This is a genomic window from Endozoicomonas sp. ALC013, assembly GCF_049310205.1.
GTDB lineage: Bacteria > Pseudomonadota > Gammaproteobacteria > Pseudomonadales > Endozoicomonadaceae > Endozoicomonas.
On sequence record NZ_JBLYNS010000043.1, the window covers coordinates 1 to 15,444 of the forward strand.

Sequence of the window (15,444 nt, forward strand, 5' to 3'; positions counted from 1 at the left end):
GGCGAAACTGGTGGACAACGGGCAGGAGCGGACACCAGAGTTGAAAGAGGCTGTGGCCGCGCTGTTACCTCAAGTAAACGCACAGAAAGCTAACTTTAAATCACAGGAAATCGCCAACCTGCTGTGGGCCATGGCGAAACTGGTGGAGAATGGGCAGAAGCAAACACCTGAGTTCAAAGAGGCCCTAGCCGCGCTGTTGCCCCACGTAAACGCACAGAAAGCTAACTTTAAACCACAGGAAATCGCCAACCTGCTGTGGGCCATGGCGAAACTGGTGGACAATGGGCAGAAGCAAACACCTGAGTTTAAAGAGGCCGTGGCCGTGGCCGTGCTGTTGCCCCACGTAAACGAACAGAAAGCTAACTTTAAACCTCAGGAAATCTCCAGCCTGATGTGGGCCATGGCGAAACTGGCAGACAACGGCCAGGAGCAGACACCAGAGTTCAAAGAGTCTGTGGCCGTGCTGTTGCCCCACGTAAACGCACAGAAAGCTAACTTTAAACCACAGGAAATCTCCAACCTGATGTGGGCCATGGCGAAACTGGTGGAAAACGGGCAGCTGCGGACACCAGAGTTCACAGCGGCCGTGGCAGCGATGTTGCCCTACGTAAACGCACGGAAAGCTAACTTTAAACCACAGGAAATCGCCAACCTGCTGTGGGCCATGGCGAAACTGGCAGACAACGGCCAGGAGCGGACACCAGAACTCAACGAGGCCGTGGCCGCGCTGTTGCCCAACGTGAACGCACAGAAACACCAATTTATTCCTCAGCATATAGCCAACCTGCTGTGGGCCATGGCGAAACTGGTGGACAATGGGCAGAAGCAAACACCTGAGTTCAAAGAAGCCGTGGCCGCGCTGTTGCCCTTCGTAAACGCACAGAAATCTAACTTTAAACCACAGGAAATCGTCAACCTGCTGTGGGCCATTGCAAAACTGGCAGACAACGGCCAGGAACGGACACCAGAGTTCAAAGAGGCTGTCGCCGTGCTGTTGCCCTACGTAAACGCTCAGAAAGCTAACTTTAACCCCCAGGAAATCTCCAACCTGATGTGGGCCATGGCAAAACTCGTGGACTACGGCCAGGAGTGGACACCAGAGTTCACAGAGGCCGTGACAGCGCTGTTGCCCTACGTGAACGCACAGAAAGACCAATTTATTCCTCAGGCGGTCGCCAACCTGCTGTGGGCCATGGCGAAACTCGTGGACAGCAGGCAGGAGGGGGCACCAAGGTTCAAAGAGGCCGTAGCCGCGCTATTGCCTCACGTAAACACACAGAAAGCTCACTTTAAACCAAAGGAAATCGCCAACCTGCTGTGGGCCATTGCGAAACTGGGTGAATTCGTTGAGCTGAAGGTGGCTGCCTCTACGTTCGAATCGCTTGTCTACCAAATCAGTGAAAACCCTCAGTTCTCTCAGCAAGACATAATAATGTCTCTCTGGGGAGTAATGGTGTACTGTGCCAGGTTGTCTCTGGTCCCCAATGCCAATAAAAATAACGTGTTTGAAAAGCACATGGATGACCTGTTTACTCCCATGGAAAACACATTCCCGGACAATGAAGAAGAGCAATCCATCATTGCCATGGCCGCAAGTTGGCTTGGGAAACCTTGTCCGTTCGTCCCCCATTACCCGACAAACATGTCAAAACCTCAAACCGACCTCCACGATCAACTCCAATCACGCATTCCCTCTTTGAAGATTGAAGAAGAAAAAAGTCTGAACACATTACCTCCGGTAGACCTGCTACTGCCAGATCACAACATTGTGATTGAAGTTCAGGGACCGTCTCATTACGTGTGTGGTGATTTCAAAACCAGGAATGGCTCGACACTGCTTAAAATCGCACTGCTGCAAAAATCAGGATTTGAGGTCATTGAAATCCCGGTTAGCGAGCTTGGGAACCGGGATTCCATGAAACGATGTATTGATCACATAAAGACCAGGGTAGCCACCCCGCCGCCGGGGCTTGCCTCTGTAGCGCTTAAAAGAAAGTGGGCAGATGAGGCAAGGCATACATGACTATCGATAAAGGAAGGCAACCCTCAGATTACTTTCACTTAACCGCCGAAGAACATTCAGAAGAGCACACCGGCAAACCAAAGAGAAAAAAAAGGAAGAGAAACAACAGCCAGTAATCCCCTCCCTTCCATCATGATTGCCACACTTTTTGTTTTCTGTACCCAGGTTGAAATTACATATCATTGACATCAAAAAAATGGTAACAGATCTATTACCCTGTTTGTCCATCTTTTGGAGGTGGCCCATCACCACCCGGACCTGCTCATCAGGTATGGTGGCTCCAAAACATAAACTGCTGGCATAAGACGTCCGTTTAAAAGTGTTGCTGAGGATCTGGTAATTCAGGGGCTGGTTTTCCATTGGCTTCGCTTCGGCCGGTCTTTCGGACAAGCTGGCCGCCCCGGATGGATCACCGGTGCTGGCAACCTGTCTCTCTATTACCGGCGCGGTGGCAGGCGGTAGTGTTTGCCCATCCCCTGAATTCGGGGGTAAGGCCCGACATGAAGGTACTCTTATTTATCTACTGCGAAACCTGCCATCTGGCCCTGTTGTGCTGCGGGTGTGGTGTGGGGACGGTGTCCTGAAACTGGCTCGGAAGAAGGAGCATCATTAAGGGACGTTGATATAGGCATTGCCATTGTTTCTAGTCTCCTGCCTGGAGTAAATAACCATATTTTGTTGAATACAACCGGAAGCAGTCCGGATAATCCGGTCATTTAGACAAGATAAATTTGAGTAAAGTTCAAACCGGCACAAGAGAAACGCCTCAGGCCTGCCTTTCGCGACAACTTCTCACCCGTGGGAATCAACACCCCTCACTTGCTGTCAATGCAAAATTCCGGAAGACAGTGACCGTTCTCAATGGTGGCAAAGCACTGAAGTCCGGGCTGCTGATGCATTATCGCAACCGGGTCAGTATCAATCTTCATGGGGGAACCTATCGGATAAGCCACGATTACTACCTCAGCGATTTATCCAAAACACAGCATCAGGCTCTGTTTATGGCGTGTAATATGACGAGTGATGAATCTGTTTATAGCTGTGGTAAAACCGAGCAATTCTTAAATGTTATTCAGAAAATCGACATTTAATGTCCCCACTGGTACGACCATGTAATTCCATTTTGGCAGAAACTTAGTTTAGATATTGCAGCAAAATGAACCTCTGCACAGAACAGCTGTCTGCTTTATTATATTTTCGTGAATTAATGAAATATAACTATGCATAGAACCTCTGCTGCTAACGCAAGATCAGGCAATTATTACCACCAACCGGATAACCAGGCCGCTTCTTCAAGGCTTGGGCAATATAGACATGACACGGTAAGACAGAGGGATAATCCCTACCGCACTATCCCGGGGCGTAATGAATTTTACCCTGCTTCTGGCGCATACACTTCTCAAAATCTACAGTGTCGTTCAGTAACCCCTACCCCTGCTCAAGATTTTAATGCCCTTGTCAACCCGGAAATAATGGATGATCTGTTGAGTAAATCTGCTCGTTTCGCTCAACGCTATAATGGGAGTAATCATGGTCAATTTGCCAGTACCATTAAAAAATACGCGTCAGCTTCTAAAAGACCGTTAAATCGAGCGGAACAAAGCCAGCTGATGCGTTTTCTGCAAAATTTTACAGTAACACGGAGCTGGAATTGGCGAAGCCTGACGACAACACTTCATTCATTTACTTCAGCAGGTGCTTTTACCCCTCATCACCCCATGGATGAGGGTGTCAGGCATACTCAAGCTGCCTTATTGTCAACGCTACTTGATGCAATAATATTCAAGTGCCACCTACAACCTGGAGCCAGCGACATTGACACCCAGCCAATCGCCAACCTGCTGTGGGCCATGGCAAAACTGGTGGACAACGGGCAGGTGCAGACACCAGGGCTCAACGAGGCCGTGGCCGCGCTGTTGCCCCACGTAAACGCGCAGAAAGCTAACTTTAAACCTCAGGAAATCGCCAACCTGCTGTGGGCCATGGCGAAACTGGTGGACAATGGGCAGAAGCAAACACCTGAGTTCAAGGAAGCCGTAGCCGCGCTGTTGCCCCAAGTAAACGCACAGAAAGCTAACTTTAAACCACAGGAAATCACCAACCTGCTGTGGGCCATGGCGAAACTGACAGACAACGGCCAGGAGCGGACACCAGAGTTCAAAGAAGCTGTGCCCGTGCTGTTGCTCCACGTAAACGCACAGAAAGCTAATTTTAAACCACAGGAAATCACCAACCTGCTGTGGGCCATGGCGAAACTGGTGGACAACGGGCAGGAGCGGATACCAGGGCTCAAAGAGGCCTTAGCCGCACTGCTGCCCCGGGTGAACGCACAGAAAGACCAATTTATTCCCCGGGCTATCGGCAACCTGCTGTGGGCCATGGCGAAACTGGTGGACAACGGGCAGGTGCAGACACCAGGGCTCAACGAGGCCGTGGCCGCGCTGTTGCCCCACGTAAACGCGCAGAAAGCTAACTTTAAACCTCAGGAAATCGCCAACATGCTGTGGGCCATGGCGAAACTGGTGGACAATGGGCAGAAGCAAACACCTGAGTTCAACGAGGCCGTGGCCGCGCTGTTGCCGCAAGTAAACGCACAGAAAGCTAACTTTAAACCACAGGAAATCAACAACCTGCTGTGGGCCATGGCGAAACTGGTGGACAACGGGCAGGCGCAGACACCATGGCTCAACGAGGCCGTGGCCGCGCTGTTACCCTACGTGAACGCACAGAAAGACCAATTTATTCCTCAGCATATAGCCAACCTGCTGTGGGCCATGGCAAAACTGGTGGACAACGGGCAGGAGCCGACACCAGGGCTCAAAAAGGCCGTGGCCGTGCTGTTGCCCTACGTGAACGCACAGAAAGACCAATTTATTCCTCAGGCTATTGCCAACCTGCTGTGGGCCATGGCGAAACTGGTAGACAACGGGCAGGTGCGGACACCAGGACTCAAGGAGGCCGTGGCCGTGCTGTTACCCTACGTGAACGCACATAAAGACCAATTTACTCCTCAGCATATAGCCAACCTGCTGTGGGCCATGGCGAAACTGGTCGACAATGGGCAGGTGCGGACACCAGGGCTCAACGAGGCCGTGGCCGTGCTGTTACCCTACGTGAACGCCCATAAAGACCAATTTATTCCTCAGCATATAGCCAACCTGCTGTGGGCCATGGCAAAACTGTTGGACAGTGGGCAGGAGCAGACACCAGATATCAACCAGGCTGTGGCCGTGCTGTTGCCCTGCGTGAACGCACAGAAAGACCAATTTATTCCTCAGGCTATCGCCAACCTGCTGTCGGCCATTGCGAAACTGGGTGAATTCGTTGAGCTGAACGTGGTTACCTCTACGTTCGAATCGCTTGTCGGTCAAATCAGTGAAAACCCTCAGCTCTCTGAGCAAGACATATTAATGTCTCTCTGGGGACTAATGGTATGCTGTGCCAGGTTGTCTCTGGTTCCCAATGCCAATAGAAATAACGTGTTTGAAAAGCACCTGGATGACCTGTTTACTCGCATGGAAAATACATTCCCGGACAATGAAGATGAGCAAACCATTATTGCCATGGCCGCAAGTTGGCTTGGGAAACCTTGTCCATTCGTCCCCCATTACCGGACAACCATGTCAAAAACTCAAACCGACTTCCACGATCAACTCCAATCACGCATTCCCTCTTTGAGGATTAAAAAAGAAAAAAGTCTGAACACATTACCTCCGGTAAACCTGCTACTGCCAGATCACAACATTGTGATTGAAGTTCAGGGACCGTCTCATTACGTGGGTGGTGATTTCAAAACCAGGAATGGCTCGACACTGCTTAAAATCGCACTGCTGCAAAAATCAGGATTTGAGGTCATTGAAATCCCGGTGAACGAGCTTGGGAACCGGGATCGGGATTCCATGAAACGATGTATTGATCGCATAAAGACCAGGGTAGACACCCCGCTGCCGGGGCTTGCCTCTGTAGGGCTTAAAAGAAGGCGTGCAGATGAGGCACACATGACCACCGATAAAAGGAAGGCAACCCTCAGATTACTTTCACTCAACCGCCGAAGAACATTCAAAAGAGCACACCGACCAACCAAAAAGAAAAAAAAGGAAGAGAAAAAAATGAAGACCATTGATGATCATTGCGACCACAGCCTCCTGAACAAAAGCATCATGAACCGACAGAACCCACAGGAATGGGCACCAGCATTTCCTGCAGGTTTACCTTGCCAGTGTCGTCATATCCCCTGAAGCGCTTCTCACTGATCACCGCAAAGCCTCTTTGCTCAAGCACTTGTTTTGCCGGGGGTGATTTCAGGGTTTGCTGGGTTAATGTGCCAAGGCTCATAAGTATCCCTTCGGATTGCAGTCGTTGCACCTCCTGGGCGATGGCCTCTTGTGTTGCCATGCTGAGCAGACTGAAACCCTGGCGACACTGCATCTTTTCCAGCCGGGTCATCCCTGTTGGCACCTGCACTTGCCTGAGATCATGGAAGCTATTATGGATGCCACGGGTAATCCCGTTTTGCCGGTCAGTCTTGCAGTCTTTATGGTCAGGGCTAGAACAGGTGTGAATGCCTGCACGGCTGGCAATAAAACGCCGGACATTATCATCCAGGCAGTTTTCCATGTTCTGCAGTGGCAAGGGGGTCAGTTCAAATTTCTCTTTGATGGCCGTCCTGTCAGGTTTGAGATGATACGTCTGGATATAGGAATCCGCCCGACAGTCTTCACTATGGCTGCCAGTGACCTGTAACAGATCAGCGGCACCATGCATGGCAGCTTCCAGTTGGCGTTGGAAGTCCGGTTTCAGGACAGGGTCACCGGTGAAATCCCTGGTGAGTTGCGACGGCAGATCCAAACGCCGGGGGTCAAACACTGTAAGCTGGTGTCGGCCTGGGCAGAATCCCGGGAACGAGGCATCAACCCCGGTGCATCGGATAAAGTCCATACGATCAGCAAAACGCAGTACCCGCAGATAACGGCGAACCGATGGGGAAATAGTCTGGTCGCTCTTGCCATGTACGTCGTCTTCCTTGCTGGCCAGCGCCTCGGCAATATCCTCCAGCTGTTGTTGTGGATACTGCCCCTTCAGATCCCGTTTGAAATAGTCAGCCGCCCTGGCTTCTTCATCTCGTTTGGGGACATCTTCCGCTGCGGCGTCATGATAGATGATGGCCAGCGACAACAGATTCTTTTCAATGTCAGAGAACTGCATCGGATCGAATTTGTCCAGCAACTCGATATACCACAACAGATTGTTCCGGGCCCGCAATACATGACTGCAGCTGTGAGCAGACTTCCACACCACGGGCAATGTCTCACGGCCAAGGCATTGGATGACTCGCTCTGGTCCGGGACGTCGGTAATAGTGCTGTAAGATTCTCAGAATGGTCTCTTCGTTATCTTTGGCATTGGGCAGAACCGGCGGTTGGCTGAAGGCGTCGACGATAAATTGCAACGCTGCTGGTTGCATCAATGAGGCAGGTTGGGCAGATTGACTGCCGGTAAGGCCGAAGGACTTTCGCAGTTCGTCTATTTGTTGTTGCCCTTTTTTGATATTTTCTGGCCACTGCTGATAAAAGGGCTCTTGATCCCGCCGCTCCCGGAGTTCTTTAGCCCAGTGGATATAATCATCTGCACAAAGTGTTCCCAGGGATTGTTCAATGCCATCAGCTCCGGTGTCTGCTATTTTTTCTCTCACAGCGCTGAATATTTGCTCATCGGGTTCACCAAAACGAAACAGAGCCAATAAATAGTTCTTTAATTGGTCATAGGGGTGATACCCTTGAAAAGGTCGTCGAAGGACGTAGTCAAACACTTCTTGCAGTTCTGCTGAACTGAGTCTCTGGCAACGTTGATGAAATTCCAGCATGACAGCCGGATCATTAAAGAAGGGGACATCAGTAATTAAATACCCTAAATCGCCCCCCTTGTAGGATAATCCCAATGCCTTTAAACGACAGCACAGTCTAATCGAATAAAATTCCCTTAACAGATGCTTGCCATTTTTTTCATCAAAAGACACCCCGCGTCTGGCCAGTTCAGTAGATAACTGGAAAAAAACATCTTCCTCGTCAGCTCTCTCTCCCCTATGCTCTTGTTGGTTATAATACAGAGACATACTACGATGATGATCTTGTAACCATAACGTTGTTGCTGACTGGATCAACAAATCAAGTACTGTCTGCCACTTCCCCTTGTAAAGAAACGTTTTTTCAACCGGGAAATCCTGGTCTATTAATTTCCAGATCTGGTCTATTAATTCCCTTAAGTGTTGATGATTGAAGTCCGGGTTCGTTACCAGTTTTATAATGTCCTGACATGGATACTGCATCGCTGGCAGATGCTGTTGATTCAGGGTCTTTGCTCTTAACGGCATTGGCAGAAAATTCAATACCTGCCTGAAGGTTTCTTCAGCAATGATATGGGATATCGAAAAATTAGTGAGCCTGGCTTTATGCAGCGCTGACAGATGGCCACTGACTTCATCCTCAAAATAAACCTCTGCCGAGCCGCTTTGCTGGGAATAAACCAGCCAGGGCAATGGGTCGATGCCAAAAGTCTCTTCTAACTGGTGTTTATCCTGCAAATGATCGGTAATGTCTTTGCCAAGGTCCTCTTTTGCAGTAAGAAAGCACTTGATTTGTGATTTTTTATACCCGGTGGTTAGCCATTCTGAATGGCATGTTAACTTTTCATAATCTTTTTCCCTGAATTCAGGCGGTTTGAATGTGCCATTCCAGCGCAGTTTACCGGATGAAGATCCCTGATAAACGGTACAGATCCGTTTAGCTCTCTCCTCCATTTTCTTTTGCAGTGAACTGTGGTCAGGCAGGCATTTGGCAGAAAGCTCATCCGGCTTTACCGCATTGTTCTCTAGAAAGGATGTAATGGCATTTTTTTTATAGGCAGCGAGCGTACCGGGTTTTATCAGACCAACAGTGACATGGTTCGGCCTGAGTATCGTGGGTACATCTTCCATAATCAGGATGACGGGCCTTGGTCCTTTGGGTAACTTATCCTTATGGTCAAGATAATCCGACTCTTTTTTGAATCTTGCATGGCCTGATTTCGCGGAGCTCATCCTGATCTGTCGAGCGCCTAACGTGCCTGCCTTCACAGCATCGAGCAATTCCTGTCTTAGCTGTTCTCTGTTACCCGGAGGCTCGCAGTGTGCAGTTTCAGGGTTTGACTGTTTGCCCGGTGGCACCGGGCAACTCTCAGGGTTGGCAAACCCTGCTGTCGAGAATGAATTTACTGCTTTTGGTAATGAATCCATATCAATAAAACTGACTGATAATGCCTCAACGTCTATGGTCAAAATTTTCTACCAGCTGGCCAATAAAATTTTCCAGCCGGGCAATATCCATATCTGCCGTCAGCATCAGCAGGAAGCCAATCACATCGGCCAATGCCGGGTCGTTCTCAAATGAGTGCAGCGCCTGCTCCAGCGACTCCAGATCGCCCTGCTCGAAAGCAGTAATGATGGCATGAACAAAGCTGTCCATGCGCATCTCTTTGAGACTTTGCAGCAAAGCATTCTCATTCCACTCAGGTTTTGGCAGCGCAGTGACATAATCCACCCCCAGTAAACAGCGGATTTTATCAAACATCAGCCCGGCATCCAGGGGCTTGCCAATGTATTCGTCAAACCCCTGAATCAACAACCGCTCCCTGGCCTCATGGCTGACACTGGCGGTCACAGCCACAGCTTTGACCGATACTTTTCCGGGAAGTTCACGAATTTTCCTGATCGCTGTCACCCCATCCATCACCGGCATGGAGATATCCATCAAAATCAGGTCAAAATCCACCTGCTTCACCGCTTCCACCGCCTGAAGGCCATTGCCGGCAGTATCAACCCTGAAACCGGCGGAGTCCAGCAACCCGGCCATCATATCCCGGTTACTTTCAACATCATCCACCACCAGCACCCGGACCCCCTGAAAGCGCTCATCCAAATGCACATAAATGGAACCGGGCAGTAGGCGCTGATGCTCTTTCAGCGCTGCAAAACTGCCCAGAACCAGCGGCAGGACAAAAATAAAACGGCTCCCCTTGCCGGGCTCGCTGATAACATCAAGCTCCCCACCCATGGCCGAGACCAGCCGCCGACTGATCGCCAGCCCCAGGCCAGTGCCACCGATCTGCAACCCCAGATGGACCTGCCGGAAAGGTTCAAAGACCCTCTCCAGGTCCTCATGGGCAATACCAACACCGGTGTCGCGGACTTCAAAGACAATATCATTGCCCTCCACGGACACCCGGCATTCAACCCACCCCTTAACCGTGTACTTAACCCCGTTACTGAGCAGATTCAGCAGCACCTGACGAACCTTGATTTCATCCAGCATGACAATTTCCGGTAACGTGCCAATGGGCAACAGGCGTAAATCCAACCCCTTGCTGACCGCCCTTTCCATCAGAATATTGCGCACCCCGCGCAGTAACTCCAGCAATCGCACCGCAGAAGGGTGTAACTCAATCTTGCTGGACTCAATTTTGGTTAAATCGAGAATATCGTTAATCAGTGACAGCAAATGCTGGCCACTGGCCTCAATGGTGTTCAGGCTTTTTCGCTGGGCCGACGATAACGAGAGGTTTCTTAACAACAGCTGGGCATTGCCAAGCACCCCATTCAGCGGTGTTCTCAACTCGTGGCTCATATTGGAGAGGAACAGACCTTTGGCCAGGTTGGCCCGCTCAGCCTCTTCCTTGGCCCGCATCAACTCATGCTCAATGCGCTTGCGCTCCGTGATATCACGAACCACCATGGAGATCAGCAGTCCATCGCCGGTTTTCAGGGGGTTGCTGGTGATTTCTACCGGGAAAATCCGGCCTTTACGATCAATACCCCGGGATTCATAACCCACCAGGCACAACTGCTCCCAACTGGCTTTTTCCAGATCACCCAACAGAGGGTGCTCCGGACGGTTTTCCAGTGGCGTCAGCAGGCTCAGTGGCATATTGACCAGGTCTTCCCGGTGAAAACCAAACAGATCTTCCGTCCTGCTGTTGGCCATGCCAATAATGCCTTCCGGTGTGGCAATGATGGTTGCGTCCGGCGCGCTGTCCAGTAACAATTTGAATTTCTTGGTATCGCTTACCCGATCAGTAATATCATTGGCCAGCCCTTCCACCAGATATTGCCTGTCTTCCAGATCCCCGATATCGCTCCAGAAGATTTCCAGCCTGCGGATGCTGCCATTCAGATGCCGGATATCCAGCTCAAAGGTATCGCCCCATCGCCCCTGCTTGGCCTCACGAAACTGGTCCCGAAAACATAATTTACTGTCCCGGTTAGCAAGATACCCGATCAATGGACGCAGAAACTCCTTCTGTGTGTAGCCCAGAATGGCCTCTATTGACGGACTGACATGGGTAACGCACCCATCCTTATTGAGGTTGAAATAGAAATAGTTTCCCCTCAGCCGCTCAAGCAAATGACCGATATTGCTGGTTCTGGCCCGATGCAGTGCTTTTTCCCGATCCGCCAGCCTGGTCACCAGTTGCTGGAAACTTTCGGTCAAACTGCCCATTTCATCCCGGCTGATATGGGTAATAACCGGCATGACCCGGCGGTAGGTAAAGTCATCCATGGCTCGCTTCAGGCGGATAATCGGACGGGTAATTCTCACCGACACCAGGCTGGCACAGGTAAAAATCAGTGTCAGGGAGAGTAGCATGAGCAATGCATTAATCTGCGCCTGGTCAATAACCGGAGCCAGTACGGTTTCCCTCGGGGCATAACTGATCATCCACCAGGAAGCCGATTTAATCGGTGCCCCCATCAACCAGTACTCATTCTGCCGAACCGGCACCCACTTATGCCGGAAAGCAGGCTCACCTCGTTCAATCAGCTCTTCCAGGTCATGCCATAACCCCGGTGAACCGTAATAGAACTGGCTTTGATGAATGCTGTTTAACTGGTAGCGCTTCGGCGTTTCACTGTCCGTCTGCAGGTACTCTCCTGCGCCATTAACAATGGAAAAACTGGCATTTCCCGTGGTGTTTTCCACCAGCTGCTGGCGCAGATCCGCCAGGCTGATATCCATCCAGAAATAGCCATAAAGGGTGTTCTCTGAAATGACCGGGACGATATAGCTGACAATCCACCCTTTATCCGCAGACCCTCTTGGCGATGTCCAGAATCCCTCTTTCTGCTGATCCTGATTAGCCCACCAGAACTGGGCAGGAAACAGGCCGGTATCGACGCTCTCATCCAGCCGGACCCGACACTGATTCCTGTAGGCATGAAAAACATCCCAGTGCTGCAGGCTGCTGCCGAGCTTCACATAAGTAAAGCCGCGAACCAGAGAGTTTCTTGCCACCAGATCCGTGAGAAAGTGCTTGATCATGGCATGGTCAGTCACTGGCATCCGACTCAACATATCCCCCATAAACGAGGTCATGGTCATCAGCTGCCGGGTATGGCTGTCAATTTTGTCCGCATTATGCCAGACCTGCTCAATCAGCCCTTTTGCGACCGCGTCTGTGGCCTGTTTGAGTGAGAGGTAGAGGTGGATTCCAAAGATCAGGTTGTACAGCAGCGTGACAGGCACGACAGTAAAAAAAATGATTTTTTTCCTGATAGAAAATTGCACTGGGTTCACTGCACACGGCCACAATGAACGCTAATGATAGACCAGCATTTCAGCAGTGAATGGAGATTCTGAACAACGCAACCTCAGCCTTTCAGAATATTCTGGCTGTGCCAGGGAAAGCTGGCTAGAAAGGCAGAAAAACGTTCAATATCAAAAGGTTCCCCGGACAGCCAGCGCTGTGCATGAGCCTTCGTCAACAACGTCGGCATGCGCTCAGCGATCAACATTAACGGTGGCATTGCCGGCATGGTTAACACGGCGCAGGAATCGAAAGAGAGAGTACTGTCCACCGTGAACCGCTCCCATAATCCGGCCATCAGTAGCAGCGAACCATCTTTTGCGCCGATACGCCACAACTGACGACGGTTGCCCGGAGCCATATGCCATTGGTAGTAGCTATCCGCCAGAATCAGGCAACGCCTGTCCTGCCAGGCTTTTTTGAACATTCGTGACTCAGCGGCGGTCTCCACACGGGCATTGATCTGGGCCCGAGATAAATCCTGCAACCAGGAAGGGACAAGCCCCCACTTGGCCCGGGCGAGTTCAGGGGCACCACAGTCACTGTTCCGAACCAGCCACACCTGCTGCCCCGGCACCACCTGTTGCACGGGTTTCTGAGTTAACACATCGTTGATACCGAGAAAGCCAAGGTCAACCCTGGGCAGGTTGAATGAGTAACGGCTGCACATAAATTACTCCAACTCACTTTAATCATTTGCGATCAAGAGCCTGATTATTGCAGATAAAGAGTGGCCAACTGATCCACCAGCTGCCTGGCCTTTTCCAGTTGAACCGTATTGAGCAGAGTCTCCAGCCTGGCTTTCTGGGCTTCGGCAGAGGCTGATATGTTCGACGGGGCCTGCAGACTGAGCTCGGTCCACATATAAGCCGCGATCAGGTTGCGGTCCGTGCCTTCACCATTGAGATAGGCCCGTCCCAGCTCATACTGTGCTTCAGGATTCAGCCCTTCACGCCCGGCAGCCTGCTGGAAATAGTCAAAGGCCATGCCAATATCCTTAGCGGTCCCGGCAAGCCCGTCACGATAAGCCCTGCCCAGCCAGAGCATGGCTTCGGCCCGGGCTTTCTGATCGCCCTGGCGGGCAATGCGCTGCAAAGCGTTAATGGCTTTAGCCGGGTTTGTTGCCTGGCCTGAGTGGAGGATTTGAATCGCCTCGCTTAACTGTCCCTGAACCTTACCAGAAACCGACGGCTCTTTTTGTTCTTTCTGCTCTTTCTGAGCCACAACACCGCTAACAGGGGTGGTAGCCCAGACCGGCCCCGCCACCGTGACCAGCAATACCACCAAACTGACAGCACTTTTAAACTGCTTCAACATGAATAATTCCTGCCTGGCATTTTTATAAATGGTCAGGTTCCGGGAACCTGAAACCTGGATTATATGATGTTCGGGAACGGTTTGCAGGTATTCCTCACAGCGATTCCCATTCCAGCGATAAACGTCACCCGGCAACCAATTCCACCTTCGTTATCACTTCAATCGCACACATACTGATGAACAACCTCTGGTTTGCATCCTCCATACGCCTCAGTTACATTACGCGACAGTGTCTATACAGACCGGCAGTCAATCCATGAAATATAATAGCCCGTCGATCAATAACGATTTTTTCCTTATCTGACCTCAAAGCATTGGCACAAATGGAAGCTTTTGACGATATCCGCCCTTACCATGACCATGAGGTCCGGCCTACACTGGCTCGCCTGTTAACTGATAAAGACCTGCTCCATGTGTTGGCAAAGCACCGTTACCCCGGTTTAACCCGGCAATTTTCCGGAGCCATGGCCTGGATCACCTCTCTGGCGTTAAAGTACAAAACACGGAATATCCATAATGTCCGGGATTTTCAGGCCATCATCGAGCCCTATCTGACCCGGGTGATCAAAACCACCACCCATAAGGTGTCTTTTTCCGGCATTGAGCACCTGAACAAGGACAAGGCCTATCTGTTTCTGTCCAACCATCGGGATATTGTTCTGGATCCGGCCCTGGTCAACTACGCGCTCTACCTTAACGATATGGAAACCTGCCAGATTGCCATTGGCGACAACCTGGTCAAACGCCCTTTTGTCAGTGACCTGATGCGTCTGAACAAAAGCTTTATCGTCAAACGCTCACTGTCCGGACGACGGGAAAAGCTGCTCGCCTTCCAGAACCTCTCGGCCTACATTCATCACTGCATCGATGAAGGCCAGCCGGTCTGGATTGCCCAGAGCGAAGGCCGGGCCAAGGATGGTAATGACCAGACCGATCCGGCCATTATCAAGATGTTTAACCTGAGCCGTCGTGGCAGGCAGGGCGCTTTTGCTGACAATATTCGCTCACTGAATATTGTACCGGTCTCCATCTCCTACGAGTTCGACCCATGCGACTGCGACAAGGCCCGGGAACTCTATGAGAAACAACAGACCGGTCAGTATCAGAAAGCCGACGATGAAGATTTGAAAAGCATCGTCACCGGCATAGATGGTTACAAAGGGCATGTGCATGTTGCGTTTGGCAAACCGCTGACAGAAGACTTTGAAGATGCCGCCTCGGTGGTTCAAGAGGTTAACCATCAGATTCACCATAACTATCAGTTGCAGACATCCAACCTGTTTGCCTGGGAAGCGATCAGCAGTGAGATCAACCAGCATGAGCAGGTTATTCAGGTTCCGGGGATCGAACAGTTATTCCCGGCCATCGATCTGCAGAAAAAGCGCGATGAATTTACCCGACACCTGCAGCGCTGCCCTGAGCCATACCGCCCCTGGTTCCTAAAGATGTATGCCCAGCCGGTGATTAATCGCTTCCGCTACGGTTCATAAG

Annotated in this window: 8 protein-coding genes; 4 read left to right on the top strand and 4 right to left on the bottom strand. The window is 50.9% G+C overall.

Annotated features, from left to right (window positions below):
* The 3 genes from ACO6V1_RS10140 to ACO6V1_RS10150 form a co-directional block, all read left to right on the top strand.
* Nucleotides 1-2,023, top strand: a 2,023-nt coding sequence (locus ACO6V1_RS10140) for a DUF1601 domain-containing protein (RefSeq protein ID WP_422466760.1), incomplete at its 5' end; no start/stop codon positions are given.
* Nucleotides 2,024-2,754: 731 nt separating this feature from the next.
* Nucleotides 2,755-3,114 carry a hypothetical protein gene (locus ACO6V1_RS10145; protein ID WP_422448668.1) on the top strand — a complete coding sequence of 120 codons (360 nt, stop codon included), beginning with the start codon at nt 2,755-2,757 and terminating at the stop codon, nt 3,112-3,114.
* A 129-nt stretch (nt 3,115-3,243) separates the two neighbouring features.
* The gene (locus ACO6V1_RS10150) at nt 3,244-6,261 is read left to right on the top strand and encodes a DUF1601 domain-containing protein (protein ID WP_422466762.1); all 3,018 of its coding nucleotides are present in this window, start codon (nt 3,244-3,246) and stop codon (nt 6,259-6,261) included.
* On the opposite strand, the gene ACO6V1_RS10155 is transcribed toward ACO6V1_RS10150, so the two are convergent.
* The 4 genes from ACO6V1_RS10155 to ACO6V1_RS10170 all read right to left on the bottom strand — a co-directional run bounded on the left by ACO6V1_RS10155 (nt 6,182) and on the right by ACO6V1_RS10170 (nt 14,088).
* On the bottom strand, nt 6,182-9,334 hold the full coding sequence (locus ACO6V1_RS10155) for a hypothetical protein (protein ID WP_422466764.1): 3,153 nt from the start codon (nt 9,332-9,334) through the stop codon (nt 6,182-6,184). The two genes, ACO6V1_RS10150 and ACO6V1_RS10155, sit on opposite strands and share 80 nt — an antisense overlap.
* Nucleotides 9,318-12,617 (bottom strand): ATP-binding protein, encoded by a 3,300-nt coding sequence (locus ACO6V1_RS10160; protein WP_422466765.1) that lies wholly within the window; start codon nt 12,615-12,617, stop codon nt 9,318-9,320. Before ACO6V1_RS10160 ends, ACO6V1_RS10155 begins: the two co-directional genes overlap by 17 nt.
* A gap of 83 nt (nt 12,618-12,700) precedes the next feature.
* Nucleotides 12,701-13,306: an SOS response-associated peptidase gene (locus tag ACO6V1_RS10165; protein WP_422448676.1), complete on the bottom strand. Its 606-nt coding sequence runs from the start codon at nt 13,304-13,306 to the stop codon at nt 12,701-12,703.
* Nucleotides 13,307-13,350: 44 nt separating this feature from the next.
* Nucleotides 13,351-14,088, bottom strand: coding sequence for a tetratricopeptide repeat protein (locus ACO6V1_RS10170; RefSeq protein WP_422448678.1), 738 nt, complete (start codon nt 14,086-14,088; stop codon nt 13,351-13,353).
* 188 nt (nt 14,089-14,276) lie between these two features.
* Between ACO6V1_RS10170 and ACO6V1_RS10175 the strand changes: the two genes are divergently transcribed.
* A complete protein-coding gene (locus ACO6V1_RS10175; protein WP_422448680.1) occupies nt 14,277-15,443 on the top strand; it encodes a 1-acyl-sn-glycerol-3-phosphate acyltransferase in 1,167 nt (388 codons plus the stop codon).
* Nucleotide 15,444 lies beyond the last annotated feature (1 nt).

Bases quoted from the DNA above. Each gene is read 5' to 3' on its own strand.
- ACO6V1_RS10150 (WP_422466762.1), top strand. From the start codon at position 3,244: ATGCATAGAACCTCTGCTGCTAACGCAAGATCAGGCAATTATTACCAC.
- ACO6V1_RS10165 (WP_422448676.1), bottom strand. From the start codon at position 13,306: ATGTGCAGCCGTTACTCATTCAACCTGCCCAGGGTTGACCTTGGCTTT.
- ACO6V1_RS10175 (WP_422448680.1), top strand. From the start codon at position 14,277: ATGGAAGCTTTTGACGATATCCGCCCTTACCATGACCATGAGGTCCGG.